This window comes from Phaeobacter sp. HF9A (assembly GCF_011806385.1).
GTDB lineage: Bacteria > Pseudomonadota > Alphaproteobacteria > Rhodobacterales > Rhodobacteraceae > Epibacterium.
The window spans coordinates 18,647-31,701 of sequence record NZ_JAATOX010000042.1 but is presented as its reverse complement, the minus strand read 5'-3'; the positions used below and the strand labels follow the sequence as shown (position 1 = coordinate 31,701).

At 62.6% G+C, this 13,055-nt stretch carries 15 protein-coding genes; 7 read left to right on the top strand and 8 right to left on the bottom strand.

What is annotated here, in order from left to right; all coding sequences use genetic code 11:
• Positions 1-515 (top strand): ABC transporter permease (locus tag HCZ87_RS09765; RefSeq protein WP_167643570.1); only part of this gene is annotated, 515 nt, incomplete at its 5' end.
• 59 nt (positions 516-574) lie between these two features.
• Entirely contained in the window at positions 575-1,603 is a 1,029-nt protein-coding gene (locus HCZ87_RS09760; RefSeq protein WP_167643569.1) for an extracellular solute-binding protein, read from the top strand.
• Positions 1,604-1,727: 124 nt separating this feature from the next.
• On the opposite strand, the gene HCZ87_RS09755 is transcribed toward HCZ87_RS09760, so the two are convergent.
• Entirely contained in the window at positions 1,728-2,549 is an 822-nt protein-coding gene (locus HCZ87_RS09755) for a helix-turn-helix domain-containing protein (protein WP_167643568.1), read from the bottom strand.
• 166 nt (positions 2,550-2,715) lie between these two features.
• Between HCZ87_RS09755 and HCZ87_RS09750 the strand changes: the two genes are divergently transcribed.
• Positions 2,716-3,129 carry a hypothetical protein gene (locus HCZ87_RS09750; protein WP_167643567.1) on the top strand — a complete coding sequence of 138 codons (414 nt, stop codon included), beginning with the start codon at positions 2,716-2,718 and terminating at the stop codon, positions 3,127-3,129.
• 50 nt (positions 3,130-3,179) lie between these two features.
• Here HCZ87_RS09750 and hemE read toward each other — a convergent pair whose 3' ends face one another.
• Entirely contained in the window at positions 3,180-4,223 is a 1,044-nt protein-coding gene (gene hemE / locus HCZ87_RS09745; RefSeq protein ID WP_167643566.1) for a uroporphyrinogen decarboxylase, read from the bottom strand.
• A 122-nt stretch (positions 4,224-4,345) separates the two neighbouring features.
• On the opposite strand from hemE, the gene hemC reads away from it, so the two are divergent.
• On the top strand, positions 4,346-5,302 hold the full coding sequence (gene hemC / locus HCZ87_RS09740) for a hydroxymethylbilane synthase (RefSeq protein ID WP_167643565.1): 957 nt from the start codon (positions 4,346-4,348) through the stop codon (positions 5,300-5,302).
• A gap of 56 nt (positions 5,303-5,358) precedes the next feature.
• Here hemC and HCZ87_RS09735 read toward each other — a convergent pair whose 3' ends face one another.
• From HCZ87_RS09735 to clpS, 5 genes are all read right to left on the bottom strand, one after another.
• Positions 5,359-6,246: a GH25 family lysozyme gene (locus HCZ87_RS09735; RefSeq protein ID WP_167643564.1), complete on the bottom strand. Its 888-nt coding sequence runs from the start codon at positions 6,244-6,246 to the stop codon at positions 5,359-5,361.
• Positions 6,247-6,396: 150 nt separating this feature from the next.
• On the bottom strand, positions 6,397-7,299 hold the full coding sequence (gene hemF / locus HCZ87_RS09730; protein WP_167643563.1) for an oxygen-dependent coproporphyrinogen oxidase: 903 nt from the start codon (positions 7,297-7,299) through the stop codon (positions 6,397-6,399).
• Positions 7,300-7,333: 34 nt separating this feature from the next.
• Positions 7,334-8,137: an SDR family NAD(P)-dependent oxidoreductase gene (locus HCZ87_RS09725; protein WP_167643562.1), complete on the bottom strand. Its 804-nt coding sequence runs from the start codon at positions 8,135-8,137 to the stop codon at positions 7,334-7,336.
• Between the two features lie 153 nt (positions 8,138-8,290).
• A complete protein-coding gene (locus tag HCZ87_RS09720) occupies positions 8,291-9,277 on the bottom strand; it encodes a class I SAM-dependent methyltransferase (protein ID WP_167643561.1) in 987 nt (328 codons plus the stop codon).
• 40 nt (positions 9,278-9,317) lie between these two features.
• Positions 9,318-9,659 (bottom strand): ATP-dependent Clp protease adapter ClpS, encoded by a 342-nt coding sequence (gene clpS, locus HCZ87_RS09715; RefSeq protein ID WP_167643560.1) that lies wholly within the window; start codon positions 9,657-9,659, stop codon positions 9,318-9,320.
• A gap of 90 nt (positions 9,660-9,749) precedes the next feature.
• On the opposite strand from clpS, the gene HCZ87_RS09710 reads away from it, so the two are divergent.
• The 3 genes from HCZ87_RS09710 (at position 9,750) to HCZ87_RS09700 (ending at position 12,698) form a co-directional block, all read left to right on the top strand.
• Positions 9,750-10,463 (top strand): HAD family hydrolase, encoded by a 714-nt coding sequence (locus tag HCZ87_RS09710; RefSeq protein WP_167643559.1) that lies wholly within the window; start codon positions 9,750-9,752, stop codon positions 10,461-10,463.
• Positions 10,464-10,483: 20 nt separating this feature from the next.
• The gene (locus tag HCZ87_RS09705) at positions 10,484-10,804 is read left to right on the top strand and encodes a hypothetical protein (protein WP_167643558.1); all 321 of its coding nucleotides are present in this window, start codon (positions 10,484-10,486) and stop codon (positions 10,802-10,804) included.
• Positions 10,805-11,159: 355 nt separating this feature from the next.
• On the top strand, positions 11,160-12,698 hold the full coding sequence (locus tag HCZ87_RS09700) for a D-alanyl-D-alanine carboxypeptidase family protein (protein WP_254868590.1): 1,539 nt from the start codon (positions 11,160-11,162) through the stop codon (positions 12,696-12,698).
• A 38-nt stretch (positions 12,699-12,736) separates the two neighbouring features.
• On the opposite strand, the gene HCZ87_RS09695 is transcribed toward HCZ87_RS09700, so the two are convergent.
• Positions 12,737-13,027: an amphi-Trp domain-containing protein gene (locus tag HCZ87_RS09695; RefSeq protein ID WP_167643556.1), complete on the bottom strand. Its 291-nt coding sequence runs from the start codon at positions 13,025-13,027 to the stop codon at positions 12,737-12,739.
• Between the last annotated feature and the right edge of the window lie 28 nt (positions 13,028-13,055).

Sequence of the window (13,055 nt, the reverse complement as noted above, 5' to 3'; positions counted from 1 at the left end):
CCTATCGCGGGCTGACGACCAAATACGCCCTGCTGAACCAACCGCTGATCGTGCCCGAGATCGTGACCGGCGTGGCGTTGCTCATCGTATTTGCCCGGATCAAGGTCTGGACCGGCTACAGCGGCCCTGCCTACATCTTTCTGGCCCATGCCGCCTTCTGCATCCCCTTCGCCTATCTGCCGATCCGCGCGCGGCTGGAGGGCATGGACCTGACCTATGAACGCGCCGCCGCCGATCTTTATGCGACGCCCTGGGCAAGCTTTCGCTATGTGACGCTGCCGCTCATGGCGCCGGGGGTGCTGGCGGGGTTCCTGCTGGCCTTCGCGATCTCGCTCGACAACGTGGTGATCTCGGAATTCGTCAAATCTGGCGGTCAGGACACGTTGCCCACCTACATGCTGGGCCAGCTCCGGCGCGACATCACCCCGGAGGTCAACGCGGCGGCGACTGTGCTTCTGGTGATCAGCATCATGGCGGTTTCGGTGTTCTTCATCTTCAACCGCAAGAAAAACTAACGACCCATAACAAAACAAAAACAACCAACAACAAAACCACCAACAAGGAGGACATGAAAATGTTCAAGACACTCGCAACGACCAGCGCCTTGGTCTTTGCCACGCTTACCGGCGCGGCCCAGGCTGAAGGGGAGCTGAACATCTTTAACTGGGGCGATTACACAAGCCCCGAACTGCTTGAGAAGTTTGCCGAAAAATATGACGTGAAGGTCACGCTGACCGAATATGACAGCAACGACACCGCGCTGTCCAAGGTGCGCGCGGGCGGGTCCGGCTTTGACCTGGTGAACCCCTCCGCGAACTTCATCCCGATCTGGATCAAGGAGGGCCTGGTTCAGCAGACCAATGTTTTCGAGATGGAGAACTTCAAGAACGTCAAGGAAGAGTGGCGCGATCCGCCCTGGGATCCGGGCCGCAAATATTCCTCGCCCTGGCTCTGGGGCACAGCCGGGCCGGTGGTCGCGTCGAAATATTACGATGGCGATGTCGATACCAGCGCCATCTGGCTGGACCCGCCGGAGGAGCTGCGCGGCAAGATCAACGTCGCACCGGAAATGAACGACGTGATGTATGCGGCGATCCGCTACATGGGCGGCGAATGGTGTTCTGACGACCGCGAGCTGCTGAAATCTGTGCTCGACCAGATGCTCTATGCCAAGCAGTACTGGATTTCGATGGAATACGGTCTGGAGAAGATGGACACCCGCGACTGGTACGCGTCCTTCTACTGGAACGGTGCCGCCTTCCGCGCGCGGGAAGTCAATGATGACATCCGCTGGGGTTTTCCGAAAGAAGGCTATAGCTTCTTCATGGAGAGCATGATGGTGCTCACCGATGCGCCGCATCCTGAAAATGCCAAGCTGTTCCAGAACTTCATCATGGATCCTGAAAACGCCGCGCTGATTTCCAACTTTGCGACCTATCAGAACGCCATTGAAGGCTCCGAGAAGTTCATGCGCCCGGAACTGGCAAACGCGCCCGAGCTCAACATTCCCGACGATCTGAAGGCCGCCGGCGGCTGGCAGGAAGTCTGCTCGCCCGAGGTGAATGAGCTCTACACCCGGGTCTGGACCGAAGTCCTCCGTTAACGGGCGGCGTCGCCGTTGACCACAATGATCCGGCCCGTCGCCGTTCTGCTGGCGGGCCGGATCACCGCTTTTACGGCGGATTTGTCGGCGCATCTACACCCTTTGACGGGGCTAGCTGATGCGCTTATCGCGTGCCCTGATCCTTGGGGGCCGTCCTGCGCCGTTCTTGCAGATAGCGGCTCGGGGGGTGGCCGACCATCTTGCGAAACATGGTTCCGAAACTGCTGGCGCTCTCATAGCCGAGATCAAGCGCGACGGCCTGGACGGTCTGGCCGGCGCTCAGCTGTCGCAGGGCCAAGACTATATGCAACTGGCGGCGCCAGCGGCCGAAACTCATCCCCAGCTCCTGTACCAACAGGCGGCTCAGGCTGCGTTCGCTGAGTGCAACGCGCGAGGCCCATTCCGCGACGCTGGCATGGTCCGCAGGGGCCGCGATCAACAGCTCCGTCAGCTTCTTCAGGCGTGGATCACCGGGGGTCGGCAGACGCAGATCCTCGACCGGGGCCGCGGCCAGTTCATCAAAGATGACAGACACGATCCGACCGTCAGGTCCGTCCACTTCATAGAGTTCTGGCAGTGTATTGGCCCGAACCAAGAGGTGGCGAAAAAAATCCGAGACCGTGATCGTACAGCAATCGGTGGGTAGCTGCGCCGCCTCTGGCGGATCAATGAAGAGGGAAATGCACTCTACCTCGCCAGAGCCGAATACCGTGTGGGGCAGGGTGCCGGGGATCCACACAGCGCATTGCGGTGGCACGATCCAGAGCGCTTCGTCGACTTCGCAGTTGATGACGCCGCGCAGCGTGTACAGTAGCTGCGCCTTGCGATGGTGATGGCGCTGGGATTGCTCCAGCGCTGCAAGATCGGCGGTCACATTGGCCGCGACAAGCGCGCGAGGGATGTCATCCACATAGGCAAGCCAGTCGCTACGGGCGTCGAGATACATCAAAATCCTCGCTCTGTCAGATTGGCCGGATTGCGATAGATAATGTCAGTATTGCGCAATGACGCCAATCCCCGAGGCAGGTATTGCTCCGGGTGAGACGTGACAGGTGGCGCTCTTGGTCGTGATGCGCCTTGAGCTGCGCCCCGAGTCGGCAAGGAGACGCCATATGCCTTTGGAAATCACCGATTTCCCGCTGGTCTGGATGCGCTATGATACAGGGCAGGATCACAGCCACGACGAGGACTTCGCCGCGCTGGAGACATGCCTCAAGCGCGGCGCCCCTTTCGTGATCCTGACCGACAACGCGCCGACCGAACCCCACGCGCACAGCCAGGACGAAAAGAAACGCACCGTGTTGTGGATGAAGGCGCATAAAGCGGAGCTGCGGTCGCGGGTGCTGGCAATGATCGTGATCGAACCAAGCGCCGCAACGCGGCTGCTGTTCAAATCCTTCGGCGTGGCCTTTTCCAAATTCTGGGGCTACCCGTTGCGGCTCGCCCCGTCTCGGGAGGGGGCGATGGAGATCGCAACGACACTGCTGGCAGAGCGCGCAGCCTCTGCTCCGTCAGGCCACGCTTAGGCGGACGCAATACAGCCATGAATGCCTGCGCCGATCCGGCGCGGGGACAATCAGGCGATGCGGCCCTCGCGCACGGTGTCGATCATCAACTGGACATTGTCCGGGTTTGCATCGGGGGTGATGCCGTGGCCCAGGTTGAAGATATGCGGCCCCTTGGAAAAGGCGGTCACGATCTTGCGGGTCTCTGTTACCAGATCGGCGCCGCCGGTGACCATATGCGAGGAGGCAAGGTTGCCCTGAACGCAGCCCGCGGATTGCACATGTTCCGCCGCCCAGTCGGGGGCAACGGAATTGTCCAGTGCCACGCAATCCACGCCGGTTGCGGCATGAAAGCCGATGTATTTCTCGCCCGCTTCGCGCGGGAAGCCGATTACCGGAATGCCCGGGTGCCGCGCCTTCAGCGCTGCGGTGATCTGGCGCGCAGGCTCCAGCGCGTATTTGTCAAAATCCGCGCCTTTCAGCGATCCCGCCCAGCTGTCAAAGATCTTGACCACCTCGGCGCCGGCTTCGATCTGCGCCGAGAGATATTCGATGGTGGCCTCGGTGATGCGGGCCAGAAGCGCCTCGAACAGGGCGGTGTTCTCGGCCTTTAGCGCATGCGCGGGCCCCTGATCCGGGGTGCCGCGCCCGGCAATCATATAGGTCGCCACGGTCCAGGGCGCCCCGGCAAAGCCAATGAGCGTGGTCTCGCGCGGCAGCGCCCCGGCGAGGTTGCGCACGGTCTGATAGATCGGGTTCAGGGTCTCGTGGATGTCGCTGGCGGGGGCAAGCTTGGCAAAATCCTCCGCGCTGGTGATTGTCGACAGCCGCGGGCCCTCGCCGGTGACAAACCACACATCCGCCCCCAGCGCCTGCGGCACCAGCAGGATATCGGCAAACAGGATCGCGGCATCAAAACCGTAGCGGCGGATTGGCTGCAAGGTCACCTCGGTCGCCAGCTCCGGGTTGTAGCACAGGCTCAGGAAATCACCGGCCTCGGCGCGGGTGGCGCGGTATTCCGGCAGGTAGCGACCGGCCTGGCGCATCATCCAGATCGGCGGCACATCCAGTGTTTCGCCCGCCAATGCGCGCAGGATCGTCTTCTGTTGGCCCATGCTTTGCCCCTCTTTGCTCAGGTCTCCCTGAGGTCACGTGTCAGCGGCAAATTGTCAAGCCTTGCCCCCGACTGCATGCTTGCGCTTGCCATGGCATAATGTCGCGATTAATCCTCGACCCCATGAGTTTGACCCTGCCCACTCCCGCCTCCCCCCTGAAGATCGGCACCCGCGGCTCTCCGCTGGCGCTGGCCCAGGCCCATGAGACCCGCGACCGGCTGGCCCGCGCCTTTGATCTGGCGGCCGAGGCGTTCGAGATCGTGGTGATCAAGACCACCGGCGACAACCGCGCCATGATCGACGCGGACCGCCCGTTGAAGGAGATCGGCAACAAGGGGCTGTTCACCAAGGAGATCGAAGAGGCGCTGAGCGCAGGTCGCATCGACATCGCCGTGCATTCGATGAAGGACATGCCCACCGAACAGCCCGAAGGGCTGATGCTGGATTGTTACCTGCCGCGCGAAGACGTGCGCGACGCCTTTGTCTCGCCTGGATATGGCGCGATCAGCGACCTGCCGCAGGGCGCCGTGGTTGGCACCTCGTCGCTGCGGCGGCGGGCGCAGCTGTTGCAGCGGCGTCCCGATTTGCAGGTGGTGGAGTTCCGCGGCAATGTGCAGACCCGGCTGCAAAAGCTGCATGACGGGGTGGCCGAAGCGACCTTCCTCGCCATGGCGGGTCTGCGCCGGCTTGGTCTGCACGCCGCAATCCCCGCAACGCCGATTCCCGAAGACGAGCTGCTGCCCGCTGTGGCGCAGGGCGCGATCGGCATCGAGCGGCGCAGCCAGGACAGCCGCACCGCCGAGATGCTCGCCGCGATCCATGACGCAGAAACCGGCCAGCGCCTGAGTGCGGAGCGCGCGTTCCTCGCGGCGCTGGATGGCTCCTGCGAGACACCAATTGCCGCGCTTGCGGAGCTGGACGGCGATACGCTGCATCTGCGCGGAGAGATCCTGCGCCCCGATGGCAGTGAAGTGCTGAGCGCCCAGGGCAGCGCTCCCATTGCGGAGGGTGCCGACCTCGGGCGCCGCCTGGCGCAAGATCTGCGTGCGCGGGCGGGCGACGGGTTCTTTACCATCTGACAGAGGGGGCCCGCGCCTGCGCTTCCGCGTCCGCCCTCACGACGGTGGGGCGGGCGCTAATTCGATGCCGTGATCGTTTGTTGTGCTGGCTCCGCGACAGGCAGGTATTTGCGATACCCAAGCCAGCTCAACCAGCTCTCGGCGCTGCCGGCAAAGACATTGAGATCCACATCCCCGTCGATCCCCGGCACCGTGCCGGTTCCGGTATATTGCCAGAAGGCCCAATGGGCACTCGGATAGACCTCCTGCGGATGTCCCGCCACCGAGCGCAGCCAGAAATCCACCCCGTTCAGGCGCCCGATGCCGGTGTCGCGGTAAAAATCCACCGTGGTATAAATCACGGGGCGGCGGCCGTAATGCGCCTCGATCTTCTTCAGGAAGCGCTCTGCTTCATGGCGGGCCTCAACGCCGGAGGGGCGGCGTTTGCAGCTGGGGGAGGCATGGTTCCATTCGATATCCAGCACCGGCGGCAGGCCGTTTGGATCCTTGGGCACATTGCGGATGTACCAGCGCGCCTGCTCTTCGGGCGAGCGGCAGAAGTAATAGAAATGATAGGCGCCGCGCCGCAGCCCCGCGCGCTTGGCGCCGCGCCAGTTGGATTTGAATGTCTCGTCCAGATGATCGCCGCCCTCGGTGGCCTTGATCCAGGCAAAGGAGACACCGGATTTGCGTACCTCCTGCCAGTCGATATCCCCCTGATAGCGCGCCACGTCGATGCCATGGATCGGATAGGCCCAGGGCTCGCGGCTTTCCCAGTCGTGCGGATCGCTGTCCCCATAGCGCGGAAAGGTCGCCAGCGTGGCATAGGCGCGGGCAAAATCCGGGTCCACCACCCGTTCGGCCTGTTCCGCCACCAGCGGCGGCGGCGCCACCGGTTCGCGCATTGTGCTGCCACAGCCCGCCAGCACCGCCAAAATACCAATCCCAAGACCAAATCGAAACATCACTATACACCTGTCAAAAACCTGCCGCCCCCATAGAGCCGGAGACAGAAGCAAGCATCAACAGGCAATGCCACGTTTTGGTGCCAAAGCCGTGATCATGGGCGGGAACACACCGATGCGGTGGCTTCTAAGCCTATCGCAGGCCGGGCGTCAAACCCATTTGGCCAGCGGCGGCAGGCTCATCAGCACCGCATTGGCATCATGCCCGGTTTCAAGCCCGAATTTGGTGCCCCGGTCATAGACCAGGTTATATTCCGCATAGAGCCCGCGATGGATGAGCTGCGCATCCTTGTCGGCCTCATTGCAGGACAGCGGGCGGCGTTTTTCCACCAGCGGCACAAAGGCGGGCAGGAAGGCCCGGCCGATGTCCTGTATCAGCGCAAAATCCGCGTCCCAATCGCCGCTGTTGTGGTCATCCAGAAAAATCCCGCCAACGCCACGCGCCCGCCCCCGGTGGGGAATGTAGAAATATTCATCCGCCCAGGCTTTCAGCCGCGGATAGAGATCAGCCCCGTGCGGATCCAGATGCGCCTGCTGCACGCCGTGGAAATGTGCCGTGTCCTCGGCATACTCGATACAGGGGTTGAGGTCGGAACCGCCGCCAAACCACCAGCCATGCGGGGTCCAGAACATCCGCGTGTTCATATGCACCGCCGGGACATGCGGGTTGCGCATATGGGCAACCAATGAGATGCCCGAGGCCCAGAAGCGCGGGTCGTCCTTCATGCCGGGCAGCCCCTTGCGCGCCGCCATCGCGTTTTGCGCGCGCTCGCCCAGGATGCCGTAAACCTCGGAGATATTGACGCCGACCTTTTCAAAGACCCGGCCCCCGCGCATCACGCTCATCAAGCCGCCCCCGGCGTCAGAGCCGTCGTCAGCGCTGCGTGTGGTGGTGGAGACCTCAAACCGCCCGGCAGCCATATCGGCAAAGGGCCCCTCGGCATGGCTGTCTTCCAGCGCTTCAAAGCTCGCAACGATCTGATCGCGCAGCTCGCGGAACCAGGCCGCCGCGCGTGCCTTTTCCTGCCGCATTTCTCCGGTGTTCTCCGCCATGCCGGCTCCTCCTCGGGGTGTTGTCGTCAGGGCGTCAATGCACCGGCGCGGTGACGGGATCAAGCAGGGTCCGCCCGCCATCCAGCGTCAGCACCTGCCCGGTCATAAAGGCAGAAGCATCAGAGGCCAGGAACTGCGCCGTTTCGGTCAGCTCGGCAGGGGCGGCGATGCGATTGAGGGGGGTGTGCTTCTCGATGTCCTGGCGCATCGCGCGGTTGTCCTTGAGCGTGGCCTGCATCGAGGCGCTCATCACCGAGCCAAAGGCGATGGAATTCACCCGGATCCTATGCGGCGCCAGCGACACCGCCAGCGACCGCGTCATCTGATCCAGCGCCGCCGAGGCCACGGAGTATCCCATCAAATCGGGGTGGGTGCGCCGGGCGGCAATCGAGGAGAGGTTGATGATGGCGCCATTGACGCCCTCGCCCTCGCGCTCCTCGCCCTGACGGATCATCCGTTTGGCGACCAGCTGCGACAGCCTCAGGGTGGACATCAGATTGTGTTTGAGCAGGAATTCGACGCTTTCGTCATCCGGGTTCAGCGGCTCGCTGGCCACCACTTTGCGGGCCCCGTTCACAAGGATATCGACCTGATCAAAGGCGTCGATGGTGGCCGACAGCAGATTGGCGATGGTCAGCCGTTCGCGCAGATCACCGGCGAAATGGCGGATGTTGCTGTCCTCCATGTCATCGCCGAGTTCCTGCAACAGCGCGGCCTCGTCCTGATCCACAAACATGACGTTGGCGCCTTCCTTGGCGAACTGGCGCCCGATGGCGAGGCCAATGCCATTGGCGGCACCGGTCACAATGGCGGTTTTGCCGGAGAGGGAAAAGCTCATGAGAAGATCCTTGTCTGCGTCAGGGGCGGCGTCATGCCTGCGTCGGGGCGTTGCCCCTGATCTGGGGCCGGACCGGGCCGGGATCGCGCCGCGAGTCCCGCTGACGATAGCCGCAAGCCCGGTGGAAATGAACCGTGATTTGCGACGCTTGCCTCAGCGCCTCCGGCGTGGACGGCTGGCATGTAGGATCTTGAAGCGATTGTCGCCCGCAACCTCATCCACCGCCGCAAAAAGCTCGGTCAGCGCGGTCTCGTAGGGCAGGTGGCGATTGGCCACCAGCCAGAGCTGCCCTGCCGGTTTCAGCAGCCGCGCCGCATTGGTGATAAAGGCCTGCCCCAGCGAGGGCTCTGCCGCGCGTCCCGTATGAAACGGCGGGTTCATCACCACGGTATCCACGCTCTGGGCCGTGCCCCAGTCGCGGGCATCGGCCCAGTGAAACTGCGCCCGCGCATCCGAAACATTGCGCTGGGCGCAGGTGAGGGCGGATTGATCCGCTTCAACCAGATGCAGCGTCTCTACATTGTCGCGGCTCAGGGCCTGCGCCGCGAGATAGCCCCAACCGGCCCCGAGATCCGCCACCACGCGACCGAGCTTGGCGGGCAGGGCCTCGGCCAGCAGGCGCGAGGCAGTGTCGATGCCATCGGCGGAAAACACGCCGGGCAGCGTGACAAAGCCGCCCTCGATCTGCTGCGGGGCAAGGATCCAGTCGGACAGATCCAGCCCGCCGGGAATCCAGAAGGCCTTGCCATGTGCCTTGGAAATCGCCGCCGAAGGGGTGCTGCGCTTTTTCAGCTCTTTCAGCAGGGAATCAATGCCGTCGGTCTTGGCACCATCAATCAGCACCGGACCTGACGTTGCCGCAGATGCCTGCGCCACCAGTTGACGGGCCAGTGGTTTGGCGCGGGGGATAAACACCACGGCGGCTGCAAACTCTGCCGTGTCGGCGATTGTCGCGGCGCAGTCGAAGCCCTGCGCCGCCCAATAGGCGTTGTCGGGTTTCAAAGGCTGGATCAGCTGCACCCGGGACGCGGGCAGGGCCGAGAGATCGTGCCCCTCGCGCGGATGGAACACGGCGATTCGCCCCTCTTCGGGAACAGCGAAATCGCCCGATTGAACCGCGAGGCTCAGGCGTTGAGACATAATGTGAAACCTTTCCGGGACGGACCAGCGACGCGCGCGGTCACTCTTCCTTTTCCATAGTGCACTGCAACGGGTGCTGGTGGCGGCGGGCGTAATCCATTACCTGCGCCACTTTGGTCTCGGCGATTTCATGGCTGAACACACCTACGACCGCCAGGCCTTTCTTGTGAACTGTCAGCATGATTTCAAAGGCTTGCGCATGATTCATGCCAAAGAAACGCTCCAGCACAATGACCACGAACTCCATCGGGGTGTAGTCGTCATTGAGCAGCAGCACCTTGTAGCGCGGTGGTCGTTGGGTGCGCGGACGGGTCTTGGTCAGCAGGCCAAGGTCGCTGTCGTCCTCTGAATTGTCCGACATCATCACGGGGTGCTTTAGCATAAGATCCAAGGTTTCCAGTCGTGCATCTGCATTCGTCACCGGCTTATATAGGGGAAGAGCCCGTAAGGAAAAGGGATTGAGAGCAGGATAATGGCACGCAGGATTACCACTATCGGTTTTGATGCCGACGATACCTTGTGGCACAACGAGCGGTTCTTCCGCGTGACGCAGGATCGGTTTGCCGAACTGCTGATGGACCACACCCCCGATGATATGGGCCCCGAAGAACTGGACCGCAAGCTTCTGGACGCGGAAAAACGCAACCTCGGCACCTATGGCTATGGGGTGAAGGGCTTCACCCTGTCGATGATCGAGACCGCCATTGACCTGACCGAGGGGCGGGTGCCGGCCTCTGTGATCAAGGAACTGCTGGAAGCGGGGCAGATGATGCTGTCCTTCCCGATCGAGCTGTTGCCCCATGCGCGCACGGCGGTGGAGGCCGCGGCACAGGACTATCGCGTGGTACTCATCACCAAGGGCGATTTGCTGGATCAGGAACGCAAGCTGGCGCAATCGGGGCTGGGGGAGCTGTTTGACGCGGTCGAGGTGGTGTCAGAGAAGACCCCAGAGGTCTACACCGAGATTTTCGCGCGCCACGGTGATGGCGTTGCGCGGGCCGTGATGGCGGGCAATTCGATGCGATCCGACGTGGTGCCGGTGGTCGAGGCCGGAGGGCATGGGGTCTATGTGCCGCATGGGCTGGTCTGGGAGGTCGAACATGCCGAGCCGCCCGTGGACAGTCCGCGCTATCACGAGATAGAAGACCTGAGCGCGCTGCCTGATCTGATCGCGCAGCTCGGCTGACACTGATTGACAGGTATCCCATGCCCCAAGCTGATCTCTACTATTCCGCTGACCTTGCACTCGACGGTGCGCGCCTGCTGGCCACGGTCGAAACCGTGATCCAGACCTCTGACTCCTCTGCCGGCGCCTGCAAGGGACGGGCCTTTGCGGTGGAGGTTACCCATCATCGCCATGTGCTGTTGCAGGTGGCCTTGCTTGAAAAACCGCATCGAGATTCGGCCTTTCTGACCGCTTTGCAGAACGAACTGGCCCGCCAGATCGCGCCGCAGTTGCCGGAGTCCTGCGGCTTGGGCATCGAATTGCGCTTCCTTTCGCCGCAGTATCTGAGCGTGACGACCTGAAGCGGCACCACATTTTCCAAGAAATCGGCGCAAGTTTTTTACTAACAGAACCTTAACAATTTCGACATCTGGTAGCTGGGGAAAAACCCGCCACCAAATGTCGGAATCTCGGGCCTGCGAGCGAGAATTCGCCTATGTTTCCATGGTTTATTCCGAGTTAAGGCTGTGGTAGGTTTCAAGCCATAGGCAAACAAACAGTCAGCCGGAAAACCGGCGGCGCGAGGCATATATGGCAGTGATATCTTGGGTCGACGGCGGTCGTCCCTCTTCCCTATGGGAGAGGTGTGTCCGCGCGTCAGGGCAGATGATTCGTCGCAAAATCACTCGGGTGCAGTGCAGTCCTATGCGATGGGGCATGTTTGCTGCGGGGCTGGTGGTTGCTCTGGCCACGATGCAGGCGGCACCGGCTGGTGCTGCGCCCTATGCGGCCATGGTGATGGATGCGCGCACCGGCGAGGTTCTGCATGCGCGCAACGCCGACACCCGGCTGCATCCGGCCTCCCTGACCAAGATGATGACGCTCTACATCGCCTTTGAGGCGGTCCGAAATGGCGAGATCACGCTGGACACGATGGTGACCGTGTCGCGCAACGCCGAAGCGGAACCGCCCTCGGAACTGGGGCTTCGCTACGGCCAGAAGATCGCCCTGCGCTATCTGATCCGCGCGGCGGCGGTGAAATCCGCGAATGACGCGGCCACGGCGATCGGCGAGGCAATCTCCGGCTCCGAAGAGGCCTTCGCGCGCCGGATGAACCGCACCGCCAAGGCGCTGGGCATGACCCGCACCACCTTCAAGAACGCCAATGGCCTGACCCGCGAGGGGCATTTGTCCACCGCGCATGACATGACCATCCTCGGACGCCACATCCTTTATGATTATCCAGAGTATTATAACCTCTTCTCGCGGCGCTCGACCGATGCGGGGATGAAGGTGGTCTATAATACCAATCGTCGTTTTCTGGCCGCCTATAAGGGCGCGGACGGGATCAAGACCGGATATACCCGTGCGGCGGGGTTCAACTTGGTGTCCTCGGCCAAACGCGGCGACGAGCGCATCATTGCCACCGTCTTTGGTGGCAAATCCACCGCGGCCCGCAATGCCAAGGTCGCCGAGCTTCTGGACCTCGGTTTCCGCAGGGCACCCTCCTATGCGAAATTGCAAAAACCGGCGCTGCCGCCCTATCTGGGCAATGGTGGCATCCAGGTGGCCGGAGGCGGCAGCCCGGGCGTGGCTGGCAAAACCATCCGACTGAGCGGCGTGGTCGAGAAGACGCCGCGACCCAAGGCCCGACCGGTCACCGCCACGGTGCTTGTCGCCGAGGTGGAAACCCCGGAGGAGGACGCGGAGGAAGTGGTTCAAGTGGCTTCGCTTGACAGTGACGCCCTGCAATCCGGGATCAACAGCGCCATTCTGGAAGTCACCGAAGTGTCCGCCCTGACCCCGGTGGCGCGGCCCGACGAGCCGGAGGTCACCTCCGTTGGCAATGAAACGCTCCAGGCAGAGATCCAGACCGCCGTCGTCAAGGCGGTATCGGCACCGGTACAGCGCCATTACACCGGCCCGCGCCCGCAGATGCGCCCGGCGTCTTTCAACACCAAGCTCGCCTCGGCAGAAGAAGAGCCGGTGGTGGTCACGCGGCTCTCGCCCTCTGGCGGGCGCTACTGGGGCATCAACGTGGGGCGCTACACCACCCGGTTCCAGGCGGAAAAAGTCCTGCTGCGCACCGCACTCGCCGAGATGGAGACACTGGACGGATCGCTGCGCAAAGTCGTGCAAAGCCCACGTGGCTTTGATGCCAACTTCCTCGGCATGACCAAAGAGAGCGCCGAACTGGCCTGCCGCCGCCTGACCTCGCGCAATGTCAGCTGCGAGACGCTTGGCCCGGCCTCATAAGCGGTTGAACTCGGGGGCGGGGATGACCCGGCCCCCGATCAGCGGGTCTTGATCTTTGGCGGGGCTTTTTCGCGCAGATCGTCGTCGCGCTCGGTCCAGCTGACACGAAAATCGACCTTGCATTGACCATCGTTGCGCTCGGCCCGGATGCGCAGGGTCATCAGCCCTTCGGGGTTGAGGACGATATCGCCATCCTCGTCGCTGAGGGTTAGCTCGCCCTTTGCGAGCCCCTTGGATATCGCATCAATCAGCGTCTTGACCGTCTTGCGATCCTGCAGAGAGTCGTGGCGAAACCGTGCGTTGTCCCGCGAATTGTCGTCCTTGGCCATGTTGCCTGTCCCGTTGCCCGCCTGCGCG

Coding starts and splice junctions, on each gene's coding strand:
- HCZ87_RS09735 (WP_167643564.1), bottom strand. CDS start 6,246: ATGTTTCGATTTGGTCTTGGGATTGGTATTTTGGCGGTGCTGGCGGGC.
- HCZ87_RS09710 (WP_167643559.1), top strand. CDS start 9,750: ATGGCACGCAGGATTACCACTATCGGTTTTGATGCCGACGATACCTTG.
- HCZ87_RS09720 (WP_167643561.1), bottom strand. CDS start 9,277: ATGTCTCAACGCCTGAGCCTCGCGGTTCAATCGGGCGATTTCGCTGTT.
- HCZ87_RS09705 (WP_167643558.1), top strand. CDS start 10,484: ATGCCCCAAGCTGATCTCTACTATTCCGCTGACCTTGCACTCGACGGT.
- hemE (WP_167643566.1), bottom strand. CDS start 4,223: ATGGGCCAACAGAAGACGATCCTGCGCGCATTGGCGGGCGAAACACTG.
- HCZ87_RS09755 (WP_167643568.1), bottom strand. CDS start 2,549: ATGTATCTCGACGCCCGTAGCGACTGGCTTGCCTATGTGGATGACATC.
- hemC (WP_167643565.1), top strand. CDS start 4,346: ATGAGTTTGACCCTGCCCACTCCCGCCTCCCCCCTGAAGATCGGCACC.
- HCZ87_RS09700 (WP_254868590.1), top strand. CDS start 11,160: ATGTTTGCTGCGGGGCTGGTGGTTGCTCTGGCCACGATGCAGGCGGCA.
- clpS (WP_167643560.1), bottom strand. CDS start 9,659: ATGCTAAAGCACCCCGTGATGATGTCGGACAATTCAGAGGACGACAGC.
- hemF (WP_167643563.1), bottom strand. CDS start 7,299: ATGGCGGAGAACACCGGAGAAATGCGGCAGGAAAAGGCACGCGCGGCG.
- HCZ87_RS09695 (WP_167643556.1), bottom strand. CDS start 13,027: ATGGCCAAGGACGACAATTCGCGGGACAACGCACGGTTTCGCCACGAC.
- HCZ87_RS09760 (WP_167643569.1), top strand. CDS start 575: ATGTTCAAGACACTCGCAACGACCAGCGCCTTGGTCTTTGCCACGCTT.
- HCZ87_RS09750 (WP_167643567.1), top strand. CDS start 2,716: ATGCCTTTGGAAATCACCGATTTCCCGCTGGTCTGGATGCGCTATGAT.
- HCZ87_RS09725 (WP_167643562.1), bottom strand. CDS start 8,137: ATGAGCTTTTCCCTCTCCGGCAAAACCGCCATTGTGACCGGTGCCGCC.